The organism is Nocardia sp. NPDC004340 (assembly GCF_053602575.1).
Genome location: NZ_JBSGDW010000002.1, coordinates 208,808 through 229,781 on the forward strand (window position 1 = coordinate 208,808; position 20,974 = coordinate 229,781).

The following is a 20,974-nucleotide window of genomic DNA, read 5'->3' on the forward strand; positions in this document are numbered from 1 at the left end:
CCGGTCGTCCGTGTCCCGGGCACGCGAACGGCCGCCCCGGATGTCCGGAGCGGCCGTTCGCGGTGCGGTCGCCGTCAGGCCGAGCGCAGGTCCCGGCGGCGGAATGCGATGAGCCCCACCGTGATCAAGGCCACGTCGACCAGTAGCAGCACCACGATCGGGGTGGCGGTGAACGCCGCACCCGGCACCTTGGGCGCGTGCTCGAAGGGGTTCAGATCGCGCAGCCATTGCGGCGCACCGGACAGCGAGCCGAGCAGGAACGCGGCGATCGCGGCGGTCAGCACACCCCAGGCGACGGAACTCCAGCGCGGCAGCAGTCCGAACAGGGCCACGGTGATGGCCGCGAAGGTCCACACCGCGGGCACCTGCACCAGAGCGGCGGCCAGGGTCTGCCCCAGCTTGCCGCCGACGTCCCCGGCGGCACGGCCGTAGACCAGCCCGGCGAGCCCGGCCGACACGATCAGGGCCAGCAGCGGCCCGAGCAGCCCGTACGCCAGATGCGATGCCACCCAGCGGGTTCGCGATACCGCGCCGGTGAGCAGGGTCTCGGCGTGCGCGGTGCTCTCCTCGGCGTGCAGCCGCAGCGTGGCCGACACCGCGTACGCGGCCGCGCCGACCGCGACCATGGTGAACGCGTAGTTCACCATCGCCTTCTCCAGCGAGTCCGAGCCGCCCATGCGGGTGATCAGGTCCTTGATGGTCTGGCTGGTGCCGAGCTCGTCGCCGATGCCGTGGATCACGCTGCCGATCAGCAGCCCGTACAGCCCGAGCCCGATGGTCCAGGCCAGCAGGGTGCCGCGCTGCAACCGCCACGCGAGTCCGAACGGACCTCTCAGGCCGGGCCCGGCGGCGGCCGCGCCGGGTCGTTCGGCGATCAGGCCCGCGCCGATATCCCGGTGTGCCAGTAGGTAATACGCGGCCACGGTCAGCACCGCGGTGGCGGCCAGGTGCAGCAGCAGGATGGCGAAGTGGTCGCCCGCGTACGGCCGCACCTGCAGCGACCAGCCCTGCGGCGAGAGCCAGGTGAGCGGACTGGTCGGCCCGTCTCCGGCGCGCGCGTCGCCGATGGCCCGCAGCGTGTAGGTGACGCCCAGCACCGCGAAGGCCAGCCCGCGCGCCACCCGCGCGCTCACCGACAGCTGCGCGGTGACCGCCGCGACGGAGGCGAATACGATGCCGGACGCGGCCAGCGCCAGCCCGAACGCCAGCGACCCGGTCTTCGCGACCGACGTGCCCGCGAGACTGACGAATCCGAGCAGCCCCGTGGCCAGCGCCGCGCCGTAGGTCATGATCAGCACCGCGGTGAGGCCCGCGAAGCGTCCCACCCGGGTGGCGGCCAGCAGTTCGGTGCGGCCGGTCTCCTCGTCGGCGCGGGTGTGCCGGATGACGGTGAGGATGGTGGCGATGCCGATGAGCGTGTGGAACATCCCCGCCTTCCAGATGCCCACGGCCCCCAGGTCGGTGGGGTTGTAGACGGGCCCGTACATGGCGAGCTGGGCGGGGCTGGCGAGGATGCTGGCCGCGAAGTGCGCCAGATCCTGCGGTGTGCCGTACACCTTCTCGATGCTCTTGATGTAGACGCTGCCCAGCGGCAGCGACAGCAGCAGCACCCACAGCGGCAGCACGATCCGGTCGCGCCGCAGATACAGCCGCAGCAGCTGCCCCGTGCCGGTGAAATCCGCGGCGCGCAAAGGTGATTCGGCGATGCGGGGCGCGGTGGCGGTGACGGCGGTCATTTCGACACCTTCTCGCGCTCGTCGGCGGGCGCGCCGCCGTCGAGCGAATAGTGGCGCAGGAACAGTTCTTCCAGGGTCGGCGGCTGGCTGACCAGGCTGCGCACCCCCGCGTCACCGAGCACCCGGATGAGTTCGCCGAGGTGTTCGCTGTCGACCTGGCAGTGCAGGGTGTTGCCCTCGACGCTGATGTCCTCGACGCCGGGCAATCGGCTGAGATCGCCTGGGCTGCCGGTCATCTCGGCGGTGATGGAGGTGCGCGACAGATGCCGCATCTCCGCGAGCGTGCCGGTCTCCACCGTCTTGCCGGCCCGGATGATGGTGACCCGCTGGCACAGCTTCTCCACCTCGGACAGGATGTGGCTGGACAGCAGCACCGTGGTGCCGCGCGCCACCGCCTCGGCCACGCATTCGCCGAACACCTGCTCCATCAACGGGTCCAGGCCGGAGGTGGGTTCGTCGAGCAGCAGCAGTCGCGCGTTCGACGAGAACGCCGACACCAGCGCCACTTTCTGCCGATTGCCCTTGGAGTAGGTGCGCGCCTTCTTGGTCGGGTCCAGCTCGTAGCGCTGGATGAGTTCGGCACGCCGGGCCTCGTCGATGCCGCCGCGCATGCGGGCCAGCAGGTCGATGGTCTCGCCGCCGGACAGCGAGGGCCACAGCGTGACATCGCCGGGCACGTAGGCGATGTCACGGTGCAGCGCCACGGCGTCGGTCCACGGGTCGCGGCCCAGCACCCGGGCCTCGCCCGAGGTGCGGGACAGGATGCCGAGCAGGACGCGGATGGTGGTGGACTTCCCGGCCCCGTTCGGCCCGAGGAAGCCGTGCACCTCGCCGTGCGCGACCTCGAGGTCGAGGCCGTCCAGCGCGCGCACCTGCCCGAAATTCTTGTGCAGGTCCCGGACTTCGATCGCCGGGGTGGCGGGATTGGTCATCGAATCTCCTTGTAGGAAAACGATTGTGGGAAGCCGAGGGCTATTCGGCTTGCTGTTGGAGGTAGGCGTCGAGCATGGTGCGGTCCGCCAGCAGGCCGGCGCTGTAGAGCTCGAGCGCGGGCAGCATCATGTGATCGGCGTACTCGCGCAACGCCTTCCGGAAGTCCACGGGCCCGTCGTGCTCGGCCGCGTACAGCTGCAGGAACATCATCATGCCGCCGCCGTTCTGGGTGGCGATGTAGCGCGCCATGGCCGGGATGTCGGAAACAGCCCGCACGGTGCCGGACGCGATCCCGGCCCGCAGGTACAGCTCGGTGTCCTCGACCATGTGCTCGAAGAAGTTCCGCAGCAGTGGCCCGCCCGCCTGGAGACTGCGCATCAGGTAGGCCATCAGCGGCGCGAATTCCTCGATCTCGGCGAGCTGCCGCATCGTCGCGGTGGGCGAGGGGTCCTGGACCGACTCCAGTTTGGCGGCCTTGACGGTCGCGCGTACCTGGTCGTCGCACGCCTCCCGGAGTCCGTCCTTGGACCCGAAATAGTGGATGACCAGCCCGGGCGACACCCCGGCGGCGGTGGCGATGGCACGCACGCCGACCCCGAACCCTTGCTCCCCGAACACGGTGATCGCGGCGTCGCGAATCCGCGCCCGGGTGGTCAGATCGTCGATTGAACGCACGTTCAATAGATTAAACACTCGTTCAATGCGAGCGCAAGAGGGAGCGCGGGACCCATTCGGTCCGATTGGTCATCAGAGAAATCTGGCGTGCGCATCGGGGATTTTCCGCGCGCGGACAAACGCCTGTGAGCAATGATCCCCGTGCGGACTATCGCCGGGCGGAACACCCCGGCGACGTCGAAATCATCACCGGGCGTGGGGTTCTCGCCCCGCGCGCTGGAATCTCAGCCGCGCGAGGCACCGGATCTCAGCCGCGCGAGGCGCAGAGCAGGCCGTCCCCGACCGGGATCAGCACGCTGGTCAGATCCGGATCCTCGGCGATCGCCCGGGTGGCGGCGCGCACGGCCGTGGTCTGCGGGTCGCGCTGGTTCGGATCCGGCACCCGCCCGCCCAGCAGCGCGTTGTGCAGCAGGATCGCCCCGCCCTCGCGCAGCAACCGCACCGCCTGCGCCACGTACTGCGGGTGCTCGAGCGGCGCCGCGTCGATGAAGACCAGGTCGTAGGCGCCGTCGGCGAGTCGCGGCAGCACGTCGAGGGCGCGGCCGTTGATGAGCCGCGTACGCGCGGGCGCGATCTCGGCCGACCGGAACGCCTCGCGGGCCGCGCGCTGATGCTCGGGCTCGGAGTCGATGGTGGTCAGCGTGCCGTCCTCGCGCATGCCGTCGAGCAGCCACAGCCCGCTCACCCCCGCCCCGGTGCCGACTTCGACCACGGCACGCGCCCCGAGCAACTGGGCGTACATGCTGAGCAGCGCGCCGACCGCCGGCGCGATCGGGGCGGCGCCGAGTTCGAGGGCGCGTTCGCGCGCGCCGACGAGGATGTCGTCCTCGGCGACGGATTCCTCGACGTATTCGAGGTTGCGCTGCAGGTTCTGTGCCGCGGGAGTCAGGCTCACGCACTAGAGGCTAATGGCGATACACCGGTAAGGCGTGGCGGTGACCGGCCGGTGTGGCGATTTTTCTCAGGTGTCCCTCAGCCTCTGCATACGGCTGCCACATCACGACCGGCCAGAGTAATGCTCACGCCAGGCCAGCGACCGCGGTCTCGGGGAACGGGAACAGCCGATCGAACGGATGGGTTGACACCGGTAACCGAGGTTCACGGTCCCGAGTAGGAGGTAACCCCATCCACATGGTCGACGCGGCGCGTGAACACGCCAACACCCTGCACCCGCAGATTCAGCCGCACGACAGCGACTCCCCGCTGGACGGTGCCTTGCTGCTGTCCCCCGCCGACGACGAGGCCGCCCTCACCGGGACCGCCGCCTTCGACGCCACCGGCGATCGCAATGTCATGCCCACCTGGGACGAACTGGTCCGTGAGCACGCCGACCGCGTGTACCGCCTGGCCTACCGCCTCACCGGTGACCCGCAGGACGCCGAGGACCTGACCCAGGAGACCTTCATCCGGGTCTTCCGTTCGCTGCAGAACTACCAGCCCGGCACCTTCGAGGGCTGGCTGCACCGCATCACCACGAACCTGTTCCTGGACATGGTCCGCCGCCGCAACCGCATCCGCATGGAGGCGCTGCCCGAGGACTACGACCGCGTCCCGTCCGAGGGTCCCGATCCGGAGCAGGCCTACCACGACGCCAACCTGGACCCGGATCTGCAGTCCGCGCTGGACTCGCTGGCCCCGGAGTTCCGTGCCGCCGTGGTGCTCTGTGACATCGAGGGTCTGTCGTACGAGGAGATCGGCGCGACGCTGGGCGTCAAGCTCGGCACCGTGCGCAGCCGCATCCACCGAGGACGTCAGGCACTGCGCGAGCAACTCGAGCATAATGGGGTGGAGCGGCGCATCGCCGCCGAGCAGATCGGGTGACCCGCGGGCAGCGCTCGCCCGAAGAACTCGAATCGTCCGGAAGGGTGTGCAGCGTATGAACGGCGAGGACCGACCGCACCGTCGTCCCCCGCGTTTCGCCCCCACCGAGCATCTGGCCAGTGAGGCCATCGCCGCCTACGTGGACGGCGAACTACGGATGAACGCGTATCTGCGTGCCGCCCACCACATCTCCGTGTGCCGCGAGTGCGCGGCCGAGGTGGACGCCCAGCAGCAGGCGCGGATCGCGCTGCGGCAGTCCTCGGATCAGATCTCCGCGCCGCTGAGCCTGCACGACACGCTGAGCCGGATTCCGCGGGCGCTGTTGCAGGAGTGCGCCAATCACCCCGCGCCGGATCCGGCCGATCGGGATCGGGGTCCGCTGGCGCGCGGCATGAGTTCCTTCGGGCTGCGCCAAGATTCGTTCGACAGCAGACGGTGGACCTCGTGGTGGCGCAAGTAGAGTCCATAGCGTGACCACCGAATCGAAGAACACCGGGCCCGAGCCCGACCGGGAGGCGACCTCCGATTCGGCGGCCGATCGGGGGAACCTGCGGCCGTCGGACGCACCGGTGCTGGGGCCGCGGCCGGTGTACCGGCCGCATGTGGACAATCACACCGCGCGCGCTTTCCGCCGCCCGAACGGCCAGAACGGCTCGTTCGCGGCCCGCACCGCGGGTGCGGCGGCCGCGGCAGCGGCGGGGGGCTCCGAGATTCAGAACCGGCCGCCGGATTCGGTGCTGGCCGAGGCGTTCGGGCGTCCGGAGGGTTCGTCCGAACTGTTGCAGCGTGATCCCGAGGCCAAAGGCGAGAGCGCCGCGCCGAGCGTGCCCGCCGACCCGTGGCGGGATCCGAATTCGGCCGCGCGCCTGGGCACTCCGGCCGTGCCGCAGCCCCCGGCGCCGCCGCTCACCCCCGGACCCAAACTGGGTGCGCGGGAGGTGCTGTTCGGTGGCCGGGTGTCGTGGCGGGCGCTGTCGCTGCTGGCGGCCATCGCCGCGGTGATCGGCTTGATCGGTGGTTTCGTCGGGGCCTTCACGGGTTCGTCGGCGTCGGCGCTGACCTCCCGCAAGGTGACGCTGCAGTCCGCGCCCGCGGCCCCCGAATCGCACAACCAGATCACCAAGGTGGTCAACGCGGTGATGCCCGCGGTGGTGACGGTCCGCGCCTGGCTGGGCGACACCGGTTCCACCGGTTCGGGCGTGGTGATCGACGGCGAGGGCTACATCGTCACCAACAACCACGTGATCTCGCTGGCCGCCAATGACAAGTCGGGCAAGGCCAAGCTGGACGTGGTGTTCTCCGACGGCCAGCGGGTGCCGACCCGGATCGTCGGGCGCGACGTCAAGACGGACCTGGCGGTGCTCAAGGTCGACGTGAAGAACCTGTCGGTGATCCAGCTCGGCAATTCCGGTGACGTGCAGGTCGGCGACGAGGTGCTGGCGCTGGGCTCCCCGCTGGGCCTGGAGAAGACGGTCACCTCCGGCATCGTGTCGGCGCTGCACCGGCCGGTGAAGGTGGGCGGCGAGGGCACCGACACCGACGCCACCCTGGACGCCGTGCAGACCGACGCCGCGATCAACCACGGCAACTCCGGTGGCGCGCTGGTGGACATGCAGGGCCGGCTGATCGGCATCAACTCGGCCATCAAGTCCGAGAGCGGCGGTTCGGTGGGCCTGGGCTTCTCGATCCCGGTCGATCAGGTCAAGCGCATCTCGCAGGCGCTGATCCACAACGGCGAGGTGTTCCACCCCATGCTGGGCGTGAGCGCCAAGACCAAGCTGGTCGCCAATGACGTGATGAGCGGCGCGGCGGTGGCCGACGTGCAGGCCGGCGGCCCGGCCGCCAAGGCGGGCATCGTCGAGGGCGACGTCATCGTGAAGGTCGGCGACCGCGACGTGTCGGGTCCGGAGGAGCTCACCGTGGCGGTGCAGTCCCACGAAATCGGTCAGACCGTGAACGTGAAACTCATTCGTGACGGCCGCGAGGTCGATGTTCCGGTGACGCTGGAAACGGATCAGAAAGACAAGTAGGTAGCCTGTACTCGTGTTCAGCAATATCGGCTGGGGCGAGATGCTCATTCTGCTTGTCGCCGCCCTCGTGATTCTGGGTCCGGAGCGACTGCCGGGTGCCGTTCGCTGGACCGCGCACGCCTTGAAACAGGCTCGCGATTACGCCACCGGCGCTTCCCAGCAATTGCGCGATGAGCTCGGCCCGGAATTCGACGAGATCCGGAAACCGTTGGAGCAGTTGAACGAACTGCGGAGTATGAATCCCCGTTCGGTGGTGACCAAACACCTGCTGGACGGGGACGACTCGATCCTGAACAGCTTCACCGACCTGACCAAATTCGACAAGCCGGGCAGCGCCGCGAACAGCGGAAACGGTTCCAGCAATACCGGATACGGCCCAATTTCCATGCCGCCGGAACAGAAACCACTGGAGCGCAACGAACGTCCGCCGGTGGATCCCGACGCCACCTGAGATCAATTATGTCTACCGGACTTGACGCATGATGCTGTCCAGCTATCTAGACTGCGCACATGTCGGCCGACGAGGTGGCCCGGGTATTCGCGATCGAGGACAAGGTCGAACGCCTGAAAGCCGCCACCGAAGGCGTGGCAGCCGCGCAGCAGCAGATCAATGAGCTGACGCGCATCCGCCGCGCAGTCATCCGCGAACTACATGCCGAGGGCTGGACGTTCGCCAGAATCGGTGCGGCCGCGGGCCTTTCCCGCGCCCGCATCCATCAGGTGAGCACGCAGGGCCCGGTACCCGAGGGCCTGTTCTTCGGCCACGGTCCGCTCACCATCCTCACGCCGGACGTGCGCAGCACCACCCGCTCCATGGCCCTGGTCGGCGCGCCCGACGCGGCCGCGCCGCACCGGCTGGTGGAGCTGCTGCGCGAGCTCGGCTTCACCGCGAATGTCCAGCGGTTCCTACCCGGCCGCCCGCTCGATCTGGACCGGGACGGCCTGATCGTGCTCGGCGGGCCCGAACTGTCACCGAGCCTGCGCTATCTGGTGGCCGCCGATCCCCGGCTGCGCCGCACGGTGGCGCGGGCCGGCCGGGTGCGGCGGGGCATCGAGGACCGGGCCGCGCGGCGGGTCTACCGCCCAGGCGGCACCGAGCCCTACGACATCGCCTACCTGGCCCGCCTCCCCCGCCCGGACGGCAAGGGCAGCGTGCTGGTCATCGACGGCCTGCATCCGCCCGCCTCCTTGGGGGCGATCCGGCTGCTGGCCACCCGGCTCGCGACTTTGCACGAGCGGGCGGCCACCCACCCGTTCTCAACGGTGGTGGGTGTCCGCTACGACCGCTCCACGGGGGAACCGATCGAGGCGGACCTGCTCACTCCGATCTATCGCCACGATCGCTGACATGGGTCGGGTCCGAGACCTCGGGCCCGGCGTCTCAGGCCGCGGCCTCCTCGGAGCGCAGGGTGTTCATCGGCGGGCGGTCGGCGAGCGAGACGTCCGTCGTATTCGCGATGAATTCGCCTGCCACCATGGGGAATTGGGTCAGCGCGGCGCCCGAGTCCTGGATGCCGCTGCGGCCCAGGACGGTGCCCAGGATCTGGCGGCTCATGACGCCCAGGTCGGCCAGCGGGCGGTTGCGGTGCTGGCGGACACCGAGATTCACCTGTCCGATGGCGGAGATGCCGAGCAGGTCGTAGGTGTCGAGCAGCAGGCCGATCTCCACGCCGTAGCCCGGAGCGAAGGGCACCGCGGTGAGCAGTTCGCGGGTGCCCGCGTACTCGCCGCCCAAGGGCTGCAGCACATTCGAGAGTTCAGGGCGCAGCGCGGCCAGCAGCGGCCGGGCCACCAGTTCGGTGACGCGGCCACCGCCGTGGTGGTCGACGGATTCGCCGGTGCGCAGCGGGCGGCGGTAGTACGCCTTGACCAGGTGCATGCCGTCGACCGTGAGCAGCGGGCCCAGCAGCTTCGGCACGAAGTTCGGATCGGGGTCGATGAGGTCGGAGTCGACGAAGGCGATGAGGTCGCCGCTGGTGACGGCCAGCGACCGCCACAGGCATTCGCCCTTGCCGGGGACCGGGTCGAGTTCGGGGACGGCCTGTTCCCGGGTGACCACGCGGGCTCCGGCGGCCTGTGCGCGGGCGGCGGTGGCGTCGGTGGACCCGGAGTCCAGGACGACGAGTTCGTCCACCAGCGTGCCGAGCAGGGGCCGGATGCTGGCCACCACGGCGGCCACGGTGGCCTCCTCGTTGAGGGCGGGCAGGACGACCGAGACGGTGCGGTCACCCTTGGCCGCGACGAGTTCGGGGACCGACCAGTCGGGACGGTCGAAGGTGTTGGTGTTCACCCAGTCTGTTTTCATGCGAGACCTCGCAAAGTACGGGCGGGTGGGCGGTGACCCTGAATGGCGGCGATCATGTCCACGACCCGGCGGGTCTGGGCCACCTCGTGCACTCGGAAGACGCGAGCACCCGCGGCGGCCGACCAAGCAGTCGCTGCCAATGTGCCCTCCAATCGTTCGGACAGCTCGACACCAAGAGTCTCTCCGATGAAATCCTTATTGCTCAGCGCCATCAAGACGGGCCATCCGGTTTTCACAAGAACGTCTATCGCCCGCAACAATTCGAGCCCGTGGTAGGTATTTTTCCCGAAATCATGGGTCGGGTCGATCAGAATCGAGTCCTTGGCCACCCCGGCCGCCGCAGCATTTTCGGCCGCGGCCACCACCGTCTCGGTGACCTCGGTCACTACATCGGCGTACCGCACCCGGTGCGGACGGGTCCGCGGAATCGCGCCCCCGGTATGTGAACAGACGATTCCCACACCCAGTTCGGCGGCCACGCCGACCAGTTCCGGGTCCGCGCCCGCCCAGGTGTCGTTGATCAGGTCCGCGCCCGCGGCGACCGCGGCCCGCGCCACGCCGGCCCGCCAGGTGTCGACGCTGATCAGCAGCTCGGGATAACGCTCGCGGATAGCGGCCACGAACGGCACCACCCGGCGCGACTCCTCCGCGGCGTCCACGTCCGACCCGGGCCCGGCCTTCACCCCGCCGATGTCGACCAGATCCGCGCCGCCCGCGACCGCGGTGTCCACGGCCCGCAGGGCGGCCTCGTCGGTGAACGTCGCGCCCTTGTCATAGAAGGAGTCCGGCGTCCGGTTCACGATCGCCATGACAAGCGCCCGATCCGTCGCCACCGGCTTCCCGCACAATGTCGGCAACGGCGCACACATGCCCCCGACTGTACTGTGTCTAATTTGCCCCTCCGCTTCGCTCCGGGGCGGTTCGCGGCCCTGGAGGTCTCGTTCTTCCCTCCCTCCGCTCCTCCGCTTCGCTCCCCCGCTCCACTCAGTCCAGAACGAGACGGGCCGCGAACACCCAGCGAGTCTAAGAATCAACCGCGCGGAACGTTGCCTGCAGCGACGTCGGCCACATACTCGGGATAGGCCGGAACATAGCCGTCAGTGCGGCCCGCGAGGACGTAGAGCGTGCTCTCGACGTCCGGGGCATAGCCCTGCTTGCGCAGTTCGACCTTCCGGTTCTTGAAGGTGGAGGTCTGCTCGAGTTCCGGCACTACGCGGATGAACAGCGGGACCGCGTAGGTGGGCAGGCGGTCGTAGAGGGCCTTGGCGGCGACCTTGCCGTCGAAATGCGCGTCCTCGTGCAGGGTCACCGCGGCCATGCCGGCCTTGCCGTCCGTGCCGGGGATGTCGACCCCGTAGACGACCGCCTGGGTGACCTCGCCGATGCCGTCGAACGCGCCCTCGACCTCGGTGGTGGCCACGTTCTCGCCCTTCCAGCGGAAGGTGTCGCCGAGCCGGTCCACGAAGGCGATGTGGCCGAAGCGCTGGTCGCGGACCAGGTCGCCAGTGTCGAACCAGCAGTCGCCGTCCGCGAAACCGTCACGCACCAGCTTGGATTCGGTGGCGGAGGCGTCGGTGTAGCCGTCGAACGGCGAGCGGTCGGTGACCTTGGCCAGCAGCAACCCGACCCCGCCCGCGGGCACCCGGCGCAGCCGGCCGTCGGGGTGGCGCAGCGCTTTGCCGGTGGCGTCGTCGTATTCCACGATGGCGAAGGGCAGCGGGGTGAATCCGGCGGTGCGGGCGACCGAGAAGGCGTTGATGAAGGCGACGTTTCCCTCGCTGGCGCCGTAGAACTCGACGATCCGCGCGATGCCGAACCGCTGCTGGAACTCGTCCCACAGTTCGGGCCGCAGGCCGTTGCCGACGCACAGCCGGATGGTGTGCTGCCGGTCGGTGGGCTTGGCGGGCTGGTTGAGCAGGTAGCGGCACAGTTCGCCGATGTAGACGAAGGCGGTGGCCCGATTGGCGATGGCCTCGTCCCAGAAGCGGGTGGCCGAGAACTTGCGGCCCAGCGCGAAGGTGGCGCCGCCCGCGATCACCGAGGACAGGGCCACCGTGAGGGCGTTGTTGTGATAGAGCGGCAGGCAGCTGTAGAGGGTGTCCTTGCCGTCCAGTCGCACGCCGAGCCCGCCGATCCCGGCCATGGACTTGGTCCAGCGCATGTGGGTCATGACGCTGGCCTTGGGCAGGCCGGTGGTACCGGAGGTGAAGATCAGGTAGGCGCGTTCCTTGGCCGTGATCTGTTCGGTGACAGCGGGATTCGAGGGGTCGGCGGTGGCGGCCTCGGCTTCCAGCTGTTCGGTCCACAGCAGGGCGGGTCGCGTCTCGGTGAGGGTGTCCAGCGCGTCGGCGCACTCCTCGCCGATGATGTCGAGCACCGAGTTCAGCAGGCCGAAGCTGTGCTGCAGCACCACATCTCGCTGATTGTGGTTGAGCAGGCCCGCGGTGGCGCCGAGTTTCACGGTGGCGAGCACGGTGAGCAGCGCCTCGGGCCGGTTCACCATGAGGATGCCGACCACGTCGCCGCGCGTGACGCCGTGCGCGGCGAGCACCTTCGCGTACCGATTGACCAGCGCGTTGGCCTCGCCCCAGGTGTATTCGCGCCCTTCGAATCTCAGGAAGGGCCGGTCCGGGTGCTTGGCCGCGCCGCGCTGGAAGAACAGCCCGATCGAGGCCTGGTCGCCGGGTTTCACCATCAGGTGCCCGACATTGCGGACCATGCCGGGGGCTTGCATCGCCATGCCGGGCAGGGCGCGAACCAGGTCGAGCAGGCTCACCGTCGATCGGGCGTCGGTACTCACTTCGTTGTGCTCCTCACCGGGTCGTGCGCACGCCCCGCTCTCGTGTGCCTACCCTGACCGATTCGTCCGATCTTGTCGAGTGAAACCGTGGAGTTCCGGTCAGCGGGTGAGACGCAGTCCGGCGAAGGCGGTGTCGAAGCTCTTGGTCACCAGCACCCGGTCGATGGCCTCCAGTCCGGCGTAGCCGCGCACCCGCAGCTCCCCGATCCAGTCGAACAGGCCGCGGTAGTGGTCCTGCGGGTCGAGCACCACCACCGGTTTGGCGTGCACGCCCAGGTAGGCGCCGGTCCAGGTTTCGAAGAGCTCCTCGAGCGTGCCGATGCCGCCGGGCAGGGTGAGGAAGGCGTCGGCGCGTTCGTCCATCACCTGTTTGCGCTCGCGCATGGTGTCGGTGACGACCAGCTCGTCGGCGTCGGTGTCGGCGACCTCCTTGTGCACCAGGTGCTTGGGGATGACCCCGACGGTGTGCGCCCCGGCGGCCCGCGCCGCCTGCGCGACCGCGCCCATCATGGATACGTTGCCGCCGCCGGACACCAATTGCCAACCGCGACGGCCGATCTCGGTGCCGACCCGGGTGGCCAGGTCCAGCGCCGCCGGATCGTCGACGCTGGCCGAGCAGTACACGCAGACCGCGTAGGCGTCGCTCACCACTGCTCCTCCACCCCTGTCTCGTCCATCTCCCGGCGCGCCCGCGCGGCCAGGGTGACGATCTCCACCACCTCGTCGACGCTGTCGGTGACGTGCAGCAGCCCCAGGTCGCCGGCCGCGATCTTGGCCGTGCCGAGCAGCGAGTCGCGCATCCAATCCACCAGTCCCGCCCAGTATTCGGTGCCGAACAGGATGATCGGGAAGCGGGTGATCTTGCGGGTCTGCACCAGGGTCAGCGCCTCGAACAGCTCGTCGAGGGTGCCGAAACCGCCCGGCATGCACACGAACGCCTGCGCGTACTTGACGAACATGGTCTTGCGCGCGAAGAAGTACCGGAAGTTGATGCCGAGGTCGACCCACTCGTTGAGGTGCTGCTCGAACGGCAGCTCGATGCCGAGGCCGATCGAGTAGCCGCCCGCCTCCGACGCGCCCCGGTTGGCCGCTTCCATCGCGCCCGGCCCGCCGCCGGTGATGACCGCGAAACCGGCATGGGCCAAGGCGCTTCCGATCGCGACACCGGCCTCGTACTCGGCCGAGTCGGCGGGCGTGCGGGCGGAGCCGAAGACGGCCACCGCGCGCGGCACCTCCGCCAAAGCGCCGAAGCCCTCGACGAATTCGGCCTGGATGCGCAGGACGCGCCACGGGTCGGTGTGCACCCAGTCGACCGGACCGCGCTCGTCGAGCAGATGCTGATCGGTGGTTCCGATCCCCTTCTTGCGGTCCCGCCGCAACATGATCGGGCCCCGGAATCGTGGTGTCTTCGACAAACCCGCACCCTCGTTTTCGCCGTCAGCAGACATACAGGCAACCGTACAGCGAGCGCATGACCGCTGTCGGTCGCCCGTTCAGCGTGGTGCTGAACAGTTCATCGGCTTTTCTCGCCGGTGAGGTAGCTGCGCAGCATCGAGGCCACCTGGGTGATCTGCTCGACGGGCAGGTGCTCGTCACGCTTGTGCGCCAGGTTCGGGTCGCCGGGACCGAAATTCACCGCGGGCATGCCGCGCGCGGCGAACCGCGAGACATCGGTCCAGCCGTACTTGGCGCGCACCCCGCCGGAGCCGTGCGTGTGCACGATCTCGATGAGGTCCTTGGCCGCCGGATTCGACAGGCCGGGCAGGGCGCCGGGCGCGCCGTCGGTGCGCTCGAATTCCAGTTCCAGTCCGGCGAACACCTCACGCACGTGCTCGGTGGCCTGGTCCAGGGTGCGGTCGGGGGCGAAGCGGAAGTTCACGTCCACGGTGGCGACGTCGGGCACGACATTGCCCGCCACGCCGCCCTCGACGCGGACCGCGGACAGGCCCTCGCGGTAGGTGCAGCCGTCGATCTCGACCTCGCGGGCCTGATATCCGGCCAGCCGCTCCAGGATCGGGGCGAGGCGGTGAATGGCGTTGTCCCCCAGCCAGGCTCGCGCGGTGTGGGCGCGCACGCCGGCGGTGGTGAGCCGCACCCGCAGGGTGCCCTGGCAGCCCGCCTCGATCCAGCCGCCGGACGGCTCACCGAGAATCGCGAGGTCGCCCTCCAGCCATTCGGGCAGTTCGCGTTCGATGCAGCCCAGCCCGTTGTACTCGGCCGCGATCTCCTCGCAGTCGTAGAAGATGAGGGTCAGGTCGTGCACCGGGTCGGCGACGGTGGCGGCCAGGTGCAGGAAGACCGCGTCGCCGGACTTCATATCGACGGTGCCGCAACCCCACAGCTGTCGTTCGCCGTCGGCGGTGGTCTCGAAGTGGCCGGGCACATTGTCGGCGATCGGCACGGTGTCGAGGTGCCCCGCGAGGATCACGCGGCTGGGCAGGCCCCGATTGGTTCGCGCCAGCACGGTATTGCCGTGGCGCAGGATCTCGAATCCGGTGGTCTGTTCGCGCAGGGCCTTTTCGACGATGTCGGCGATGACCTTCTCGTTCCGAGAGACGCTCGGAATATCCACGAGCGCGGCGGTGAGTGAAATCGGGTCGGCTCTCAGATCGATGGTCACTCGATCCACCCTAAAGGAGGAATAACCGCAGTTCTTCGCACGGTGGCTGCGTTGGCACAAATCGGCACCGCATGCGGTATGAATTCGCAGCCCGGTAACGTGTGGGAACGTGAGTACTCAGGGAGCAGCAGCAGTCGGCATCGCCACCATCACCGTCAATGGGACGGTCCTCGACACCTGGTACCCGTACCCGACGCTCGGCGAATTCTCCGCCGACGAGGTGGGCACGGTGCGGCTGGACGCCTCCGATCCCGAGTACGCCAAGTTCGCCGCCTCGGCGGGCGTCGACGAGGACCGGCGGGTCGAGACCGTGGTGGTCCGCACCGTCATCGCCGACCTGTCCGCCGCGCCGATCGACACCCACGACGCCTACCTGCGCCTGCACCTGCTCTCGCACCGCCTGGTCCGCCCGCACGGCGCGAACCTCGACGGCGTCTTCGGGCTGCTCGCGAACGTGGTGTGGACCAACCACGGTCCGTGCTCGACCGAGGAGTTCGAGCTGACCCGCCTGAAGCTGCGGGCCCGCGGCCAGGTCACCGTGTACGGCGTCGACAAGTTCCCGCGCCTGGTGGACTACGTGCTGCCCTCCGGTGTCCGCATCGCCGACGCCGACCGCGTGCGCCTGGGCGCGCACCTGGCCTCGGGCACCACCGTCATGCACGAGGGCTTCGTCAACTTCAATGCCGGCACGCTCGGCAATTCCATGGTGGAGGGCCGTATCTCGGCCGGTGTGGTGGTCGGTGACGGCTCCGATGTCGGCGGCGGCGCGTCCATCATGGGCACCCTGTCCGGCGGCGGCAAGCAGGTCATCTCGCTGGGCGAGCGCTGCCTGCTGGGCGCGAACTCGGGCCTGGGCATCTCGCTCGGCGACGACTGCGTGGTGGAGGCGGGCCTCTATGTCACCGCGGGCACCAAGGTGGCGCTGCCCGACGGCCAGATCGTGAAGGCCGGTGAGCTGTCCGGCAAGTCGAACCTGCTGTTCATCCGCAACTCGCTGACCGGCGCGGTCGAGGTGCGGCCTCGCAAGGGCACCGGCATCGAGCTGAACGCGGCCCTGCACGCCAACGACTGAGTCGTAACAGACGAAAACCCCTGCCGGCTTGGGCCGCAGGGGTTTTCGTCGTTTCGGGGCTCAGCCGCGGGGCGCGCTCACTTGTAGAGGGCGCACCACGGAGCGGGCTGTCCGTCGAGCGGAGGGATCGGGCCGGTGTTGTTGCACTGGCCCGAACCGGTCTGGAGCGCCTTGATCAGGTTCGAGGAACCGGCCGCGGACGGATCGAACGATCCGGTGCCGGTGGGCCCGGTGTTCACCGATCCGGTGGTGGTGGTCCCGGCGACCGGCTCGGCGGGCTGAAGCATCGGGGTGAGCGACAGTGGCGCGGCGGTCGCCGCGGCGGCGGGGGCCAGCAGTCCGGCGAGGACGGCGGTGGCGGCCATGGTGGTGCGCAGTGCGGTGGGCATCGTTCGGCCTTCCTGGATGACGAGAAACAACCTCCAGGACGCTAGAGGCGGCCCCGATCCGCGGCCAGACCCCGAAACCCTCGGCAGCAGAACCTCGGTGTCAGTCGATGCCGAAGGCGATGACGCGCTCCGGGGTGATGCGGATGATCTCCGGGGACAGGCCGGGGTAGAACGGTTCGACATCGCGCAGAGCCTGTGCGGTGCCGCGGATTTCGAGGCAGCGCACGGTCCACGGGTCGACGGACGGGACGTCGTCGACGACGAAGGCGATCCGGTCCTCCTTCGACAGATTGCGGAACTTCTGGCTGGCGCCCATATGGTGGCCGCCGATGTCGATGGTGCCGAGCGCCGCGTTGTAGCGATAGCCGACCGGATTGTTCTGCGGGGAGCCGTCGGGCCGGACGGTGGCGAGCCGTCCGAGCCGCTGACTGTTCAGGTAGTCGATCTGCGCGGGCGACAGGGATGCGGTCATGTCGATCACGCTAGAACCTCGACCGCGCTTCAGGTCAAGACAAGAGCTTCTTCTGCACCTTGCCCATGGCATTGCGCGGCAGCGCGTCCACCAGGCGCACCTCGCGGGGCCGCTTGTGCACCGAGAGTTCCCCCGCCACGTGGGCGATGAGCTCGTCGGCGAGCGCGGCGTCCGCGGCGTCGCGCGGCACCACGTAGGCGACGATGCGCTGTCCGAGGTCCTCGTCCGGGACGCCGATGACGGCGGTCTCGGCCACCGCGGGATGCCCCAGCAGGGAGGTCTCGATCTCGCCCGCGCCGATCCGGTAACCGCCGGATTTGATCAGGTCCACCGATTCCCGGCCCACGATGCGGTGGAAGCCCTCGGCGTCGATGACGGCCACGTCACCGGTCTTGAACCAGCCGTCGGCGGTGAAGTTCTCGGCGGTCACCTCCGGCTTGCCCAGGTAGCCGGCGAACAGCATGGGGCCCCGAACCTGCAGTCCGCCAACGCTTTCCCCGTCGTGCGGCACCGGCGCGCCGGACTCGTCGCGCAGCCGGGTCTCCACCCCGGCGACCGGGGTGCCCACCCAGCCGGGGCGACGTTCGCCGTCGGGCCGGGTGGAGAGGGTGATCATGGTTTCGCTCATGCCGTAACGCTCGATCGGGGCGTGCCCGGTGAGGTCGGCCAGCCGCTCGAACACCGGCACGGGCAGCGGGGCGCTGCCCGAGATCAGGATGCGCGCTTTCGCCAATTCCCGTGCGGCGTCGGGCTCTTCGACGATCCGCGACCACACGGTGGGGACGCCGAAGTACATGGTGCCGTGCGCGTCGGCGTAGGCGCGCGGGGTGGGCTTGCCGGTGTGGACCAGCGGGCTGCCCGCCCGCAGCGGACCGAGCAGGCCCAGGATCAGGCCGTGCACGTGGAACAGCGGGAGGCCGTGCACCAGAACGTCGTTCGAGGTCCAGCCCCACGCCTGGATCAGGGCGTCCAGCCCGGCGGCGATGGCGGCGCGGCTGAGCATCACCCCCTTGGGCGCGCCCGTGGTGCCGGAGGTGTAGAGCACGAAAGCCGTTGCGGTCCCGGCGGGTTCGGCGTAGCGGTGCCAGGATCGGGCGTGCTTGCGGACCGGGATCACCTGCAGTTCGGAGCCTTCGGGGGCCTTGCCCAGCCAGGCCTGCGCCTCGGAGTCGCGCAGGATGTGGGCGAGTTCCGCGCTGCCCGCGTCCGGCGGGACCGGGACCACGGTGACCCCGGCGATCAGGCAGCCGATCACCGCGAGCACGGTGGTGACGGTCGGCTCGGCCAGCACCGCGACCCGGCGGGCCTGGGCGACGCGTTCGGCGACCGAGGTGGCCGCGCCGAGCAGATCACTGCGCGACAGGGTCTCCCCGTCGATGGTGACGGCATCGGGGATATCGGCTCCGGCGGCGATGGCGACCGGATTCAGCGAACTCAGCAAGAGCGGCGACACGGGCTCACGCTACCCGAGGCCGCGGTCCGCCGACCCGCCGCGCGGCGCGCAACGGTTCGCTTGCGAAGCCGTCGCGCCGGTTGACAGACCACCCGAGTGGGTAAGACAGTTTCTGTACAACCTTCTCACCCGAGGATGTGGTCAACGATGACCAGGCCGCTGCCCCACCCTGTCGAATCCGGCGCGCCCGCACCGGAGATCGATGTCCGCCGCTACCTCGACGGCGCGGCCGGTTTCTTCGGCGCCGCCGCGAACGTGATCATGCAGCTCTCCAATCCCCCGGTCGGCTACGGCGTGGTGGAGAGCCCGGTGGAGTCCGGGAACGTCATGGTCCACCCGTTCAAGCGGTTGCGCACCACCCTGACCTACCTGGCCGTCGCGCTGCTGGGTACCGAGGAGGACCGCGCCGCCTACCGCGAGGCGGTCGACGCCGTGCACAAGTACGTCCGTTCCCGCCCGGACAGCACCGTGAAGTACAACGCCTTCGATCCGAGACTCCAGCTCTGGGTGGCGGCCTGCCTGTACTGGGGCGCACGCGACATCTACGAGCGCATGCACGGCCCGATGGACGACTACGACGCCGACGCCTTCTACCACCACGCCGCCCGCCTGGGCACCACCTTGCAGGTGCGCCCGGAGATGTGGCCCGCCGACCGCGCCGCCTTCGACCGGTACTGGGCCGAGAACCTCGCCAGGACCCGCATCGACCCGAAGATCAAGGCGTACTTCGACGATCTCATCGACCTGAAGATGCTGCCCCGCCCGCTGCGCCCGCCGTTCGCCGGCGCGCACCGCTTCTTCGTGACCGGGCTGCTGCCGCAACATCTCCGGGACGAGATGGGTATGACCTGGACGCCGGGTCAGGACCGGGCGCTGGCCGCCATGCTGAAGACGGCGGGCGCGGTCGAGTCGGTGGTGCCGGCCCCGCTGCGCGCGTTCCCGCTCAACGTCTATCTCACCGATATGCGGCTGCGCCGCCGACTGGGCCTGAAGCTGGTGTGAAACCCGTTGCCGGTCAGAGGATTCGGAAGCCCGGAATCACGTGCTCGCGGGCGAACTTGCGCAGCGCCTCCGGATCGTCGAGCGGGATGACGGTCTGCGGGGTGAGCGCCAGCGAGAGCGCGGCCCGCGCGGTCATCTCCGCCAGCGGCAGCGGATCGTACTGCGGCAGTTTGCCTTCCGCCTGGAGCCGGGCGGTGAACTCGGCCACGTAGTCGCGGCCCAGTTCGATCACCGGCGCGCCCTGCACGGTCAGATAGGGCAGCACGATCTCGGGCTCGGTCTTGAGCAGCCGGTCCAGCAGCTGGTTGTTGCGCAGGCCCTCGGTGAAGGCCACGAACAGCGCGACGATCTGCTCCTCGGCGCTGGCGTCGGCCTCGATCGGCCCCTGCACGGCGGCGTCCACGTCGTCGATGAACTGGCGGGCCTGCCGCAGCCCGACGGCCTGGATGAGATCGTTCTTCCCGGCGAAGCGCCGGTAGAGGGTGGCCAGCGAGAGTCCGCCACGCCGGGCGACCTCGACCATGCTGGTGCGTTTGATGCCGAAGTCCAGGAAGGCGAGCAGGGCGGCGTCGAGGACCTTGGCCTGATTGCGGTCCTCGGGGCCGGATCCGCGGACGAGTGGCAGCAGTTTGGCCAGTTTGGCCATGGTCCGGGCCCTTTCCGGTCGCAAAGAAACGGTGAGGCACTAATCTTCGCACATTGACACCGGCACCCCATGATGAGAAGGTGAGTGGCGAAATTTCTCACACTCTCCTCACCGGCGAGGAGTGACGACGAGGAGTCGAGTCAACGATGACCGCCCCGCTGCGCAAATTCGACGAGTTTCCCCCGGCCTATCAGCCGTTGACCCCCGCGGACATCCGCGAGCACATCGACGGCGTCGCGGCCTTCCTGGGCGGCGCGGCCAATGTGGTGATGCAGCTGTCGCTCGAGCCGGTCGCCTACGGCGTCATGGAGAGTGACGTGGACAGCGGCAAGGTGACCCTGCACCCGGTCAAGCGGCTGCGCACCACCCTCACGTACCTCTCGGTCGCCCTGCTCGGCAACGACCTGGACCGCAGTACCTACCGCGAGGCCGTGAACGGCGCGCACCGCAGCGTGCACTCCAAGCCCGGCAGCGCGGTCAAGTACAACGCCTTCGACCCCAAACTCCAGTTGTGGGTGGCGGCCTGCCTGTACTGGGGTGTGGACGACCTGTACCACCGCATGCGCGGCCCGATGGATCCCGAACTGGCCGAAGCCTTCTACCAGTACTGCGCCCGCCTGGGCACCACGCTGCAGATGCGCCCGGAGATGTGGCCCGCCACCCGCGAGGACTTCTACGCCTACTGGGACGAGAACCTGGCGACCAAGTCCATCGACGGGCCCACCCGAAAGTACTTCAACGACCTCACCGATCTGAAGATGGTGTCGTGGCCGGTGCAGTTCGCCCTGGGCGGCCTGCACCGCTTCATCGTCACCGCGCTGCTCCCCCAGCACCTGCGCGACGAGATGTCCATGACCTGGAGCGCCCGCGACGAGCGCGTCTTCACCGGCTTCCTGCGCGTGATCTCCGCGGTCTGGACCCGCATGCCCACGGTGCTGCGGATGTTCCCCTACAACTTCTTCCTGGCGGACATGCGTCTGCGCCGGCGCTTCGGCCGTCCGCTGGTCTGAATCCGACCGG

The 20,974-nt window shown here is 69.2% G+C and carries 22 protein-coding genes; 8 read left to right on the forward strand and 14 right to left on the reverse strand.

Translation table 11 applies throughout. From position 1 onward, the window contains the following. Nucleotides 1-74: 74 nt before the first annotated feature. From ACWEOI_RS08420 to ACWEOI_RS08435, 4 genes are all read right to left on the reverse strand, one after another. The gene (locus ACWEOI_RS08420; protein ID WP_452359268.1) at nt 75-1,736 is read right to left on the reverse strand and encodes an ABC transporter permease; all 1,662 of its coding nucleotides are present in this window, start codon (nt 1,734-1,736) and stop codon (nt 75-77) included. Continuing rightward, nucleotides 1,733-2,668 (reverse strand): ABC transporter ATP-binding protein, encoded by a 936-nt coding sequence (locus ACWEOI_RS08425; protein WP_452359269.1) that lies wholly within the window; start codon nt 2,666-2,668, stop codon nt 1,733-1,735. Before ACWEOI_RS08425 ends, ACWEOI_RS08420 begins: the two co-directional genes overlap by 4 nt. 40 nt (nt 2,669-2,708) lie before the next feature. After that, nucleotides 2,709-3,344, reverse strand: coding sequence for a TetR family transcriptional regulator (locus ACWEOI_RS08430; protein ID WP_433668019.1), 636 nt, complete (start codon nt 3,342-3,344; stop codon nt 2,709-2,711). A 247-nt stretch (nt 3,345-3,591) separates the two neighbouring features. Next, nucleotides 3,592-4,239, reverse strand: a complete 648-nt coding sequence (locus ACWEOI_RS08435; RefSeq protein ID WP_379273350.1) for an O-methyltransferase — start codon at nt 4,237-4,239, stop codon at nt 3,592-3,594. 236 nt (nt 4,240-4,475) lie between these two features. Between ACWEOI_RS08435 and sigE the strand changes: the two genes are divergently transcribed. From sigE to ACWEOI_RS08460, 5 genes are read left to right on the forward strand one after another with little or no spacing between them, the layout of a single operon-like run. Next, complete coding sequence (gene sigE / locus ACWEOI_RS08440) at nt 4,476-5,165, forward strand: RNA polymerase sigma factor SigE (protein WP_433668021.1); 690 nt, start codon at nt 4,476-4,478, stop codon at nt 5,163-5,165. A gap of 55 nt (nt 5,166-5,220) precedes the next feature. Beyond that, nucleotides 5,221-5,625 carry a hypothetical protein gene (locus tag ACWEOI_RS08445; protein WP_357283308.1) on the forward strand — a complete coding sequence of 135 codons (405 nt, stop codon included), beginning with the start codon at nt 5,221-5,223 and terminating at the stop codon, nt 5,623-5,625. Between the two features lie 10 nt (nt 5,626-5,635). Then, nucleotides 5,636-7,195: a trypsin-like peptidase domain-containing protein gene (locus ACWEOI_RS08450; RefSeq protein ID WP_433668023.1), complete on the forward strand. Its 1,560-nt coding sequence runs from the start codon at nt 5,636-5,638 to the stop codon at nt 7,193-7,195. A 13-nt stretch (nt 7,196-7,208) separates the two neighbouring features. Then, nucleotides 7,209-7,646: a Sec-independent protein translocase protein TatB gene (gene tatB, locus ACWEOI_RS08455; RefSeq protein ID WP_379273354.1), complete on the forward strand. Its 438-nt coding sequence runs from the start codon at nt 7,209-7,211 to the stop codon at nt 7,644-7,646. A 59-nt stretch (nt 7,647-7,705) separates the two neighbouring features. After that, a complete protein-coding gene (locus tag ACWEOI_RS08460) occupies nt 7,706-8,542 on the forward strand; it encodes a hypothetical protein (protein WP_433668025.1) in 837 nt (278 codons plus the stop codon). Between the two features lie 34 nt (nt 8,543-8,576). Here ACWEOI_RS08460 and ACWEOI_RS08465 read toward each other — a convergent pair whose 3' ends face one another. The 6 genes from ACWEOI_RS08465 to dapE all read right to left on the reverse strand — a co-directional run bounded on the left by ACWEOI_RS08465 (nt 8,577) and on the right by dapE (nt 14,920). Continuing rightward, on the reverse strand, nt 8,577-9,500 hold the full coding sequence (locus tag ACWEOI_RS08465) for a glucosyl-3-phosphoglycerate synthase (protein WP_433668027.1): 924 nt from the start codon (nt 9,498-9,500) through the stop codon (nt 8,577-8,579). Continuing rightward, nucleotides 9,497-10,369 (reverse strand): dihydropteroate synthase, encoded by an 873-nt coding sequence (folP, locus tag ACWEOI_RS08470; protein WP_433668028.1) that lies wholly within the window; start codon nt 10,367-10,369, stop codon nt 9,497-9,499. The genes ACWEOI_RS08465 and folP overlap by 4 nt, the downstream gene beginning before the upstream one ends. Nucleotides 10,370-10,530: 161 nt before the next feature. Next, nucleotides 10,531-12,300, reverse strand: coding sequence for a long-chain-acyl-CoA synthetase (locus ACWEOI_RS08475; protein ID WP_452359270.1), 1,770 nt, complete (start codon nt 12,298-12,300; stop codon nt 10,531-10,533). A gap of 99 nt (nt 12,301-12,399) precedes the next feature. After that, nucleotides 12,400-12,951, reverse strand: coding sequence for an LOG family protein (locus ACWEOI_RS08480; protein ID WP_452359271.1), 552 nt, complete (start codon nt 12,949-12,951; stop codon nt 12,400-12,402). Further along, a complete protein-coding gene (locus tag ACWEOI_RS08485; protein ID WP_433668034.1) occupies nt 12,945-13,748 on the reverse strand; it encodes a TIGR00730 family Rossman fold protein in 804 nt (267 codons plus the stop codon). The genes ACWEOI_RS08480 and ACWEOI_RS08485 overlap by 7 nt, the downstream gene beginning before the upstream one ends. Nucleotides 13,749-13,813: 65 nt before the next feature. After that, nucleotides 13,814-14,920: a succinyl-diaminopimelate desuccinylase gene (gene dapE, locus ACWEOI_RS08490; RefSeq protein WP_452359272.1), complete on the reverse strand. Its 1,107-nt coding sequence runs from the start codon at nt 14,918-14,920 to the stop codon at nt 13,814-13,816. A gap of 109 nt (nt 14,921-15,029) precedes the next feature. Between dapE and dapD the strand changes: the two genes are divergently transcribed. Beyond that, on the forward strand, nt 15,030-15,992 hold the full coding sequence (gene dapD, locus ACWEOI_RS08495; RefSeq protein WP_452359273.1) for a 2,3,4,5-tetrahydropyridine-2,6-dicarboxylate N-succinyltransferase: 963 nt from the start codon (nt 15,030-15,032) through the stop codon (nt 15,990-15,992). 77 nt (nt 15,993-16,069) lie between these two features. Here the strand turns inward: dapD and ACWEOI_RS08500 are convergent, their stop codons facing one another. The 3 genes from ACWEOI_RS08500 to ACWEOI_RS08510 all read right to left on the reverse strand — a co-directional run bounded on the left by ACWEOI_RS08500 (nt 16,070) and on the right by ACWEOI_RS08510 (nt 18,306). Continuing rightward, a complete protein-coding gene (locus ACWEOI_RS08500) occupies nt 16,070-16,381 on the reverse strand; it encodes a hypothetical protein (RefSeq protein WP_433668038.1) in 312 nt (103 codons plus the stop codon). 100 nt (nt 16,382-16,481) lie between these two features. Beyond that, complete coding sequence (locus ACWEOI_RS08505) at nt 16,482-16,853, reverse strand: PPOX class F420-dependent oxidoreductase (protein WP_357091451.1); 372 nt, start codon at nt 16,851-16,853, stop codon at nt 16,482-16,484. 34 nt (nt 16,854-16,887) lie between these two features. Then, the gene (locus ACWEOI_RS08510) at nt 16,888-18,306 is read right to left on the reverse strand and encodes an acyl-CoA synthetase (protein ID WP_452359274.1); all 1,419 of its coding nucleotides are present in this window, start codon (nt 18,304-18,306) and stop codon (nt 16,888-16,890) included. A gap of 147 nt (nt 18,307-18,453) precedes the next feature. Here ACWEOI_RS08510 and ACWEOI_RS08515 point away from each other — a divergent pair, with 147 nt between their 5' ends. After that, entirely contained in the window at nt 18,454-19,308 is an 855-nt protein-coding gene (locus tag ACWEOI_RS08515; protein WP_452359275.1) for an oxygenase MpaB family protein, read from the forward strand. A 13-nt stretch (nt 19,309-19,321) separates the two neighbouring features. Here the strand turns inward: ACWEOI_RS08515 and ACWEOI_RS08520 are convergent, their stop codons facing one another. Beyond that, on the reverse strand, nt 19,322-19,954 hold the full coding sequence (locus tag ACWEOI_RS08520) for a TetR family transcriptional regulator (protein WP_433668044.1): 633 nt from the start codon (nt 19,952-19,954) through the stop codon (nt 19,322-19,324). A 146-nt stretch (nt 19,955-20,100) separates the two neighbouring features. Here ACWEOI_RS08520 and ACWEOI_RS08525 point away from each other — a divergent pair, with 146 nt between their 5' ends. Beyond that, nucleotides 20,101-20,964, forward strand: coding sequence for an oxygenase MpaB family protein (locus ACWEOI_RS08525; RefSeq protein ID WP_452359276.1), 864 nt, complete (start codon nt 20,101-20,103; stop codon nt 20,962-20,964). Nucleotides 20,965-20,974 lie beyond the last annotated feature (10 nt).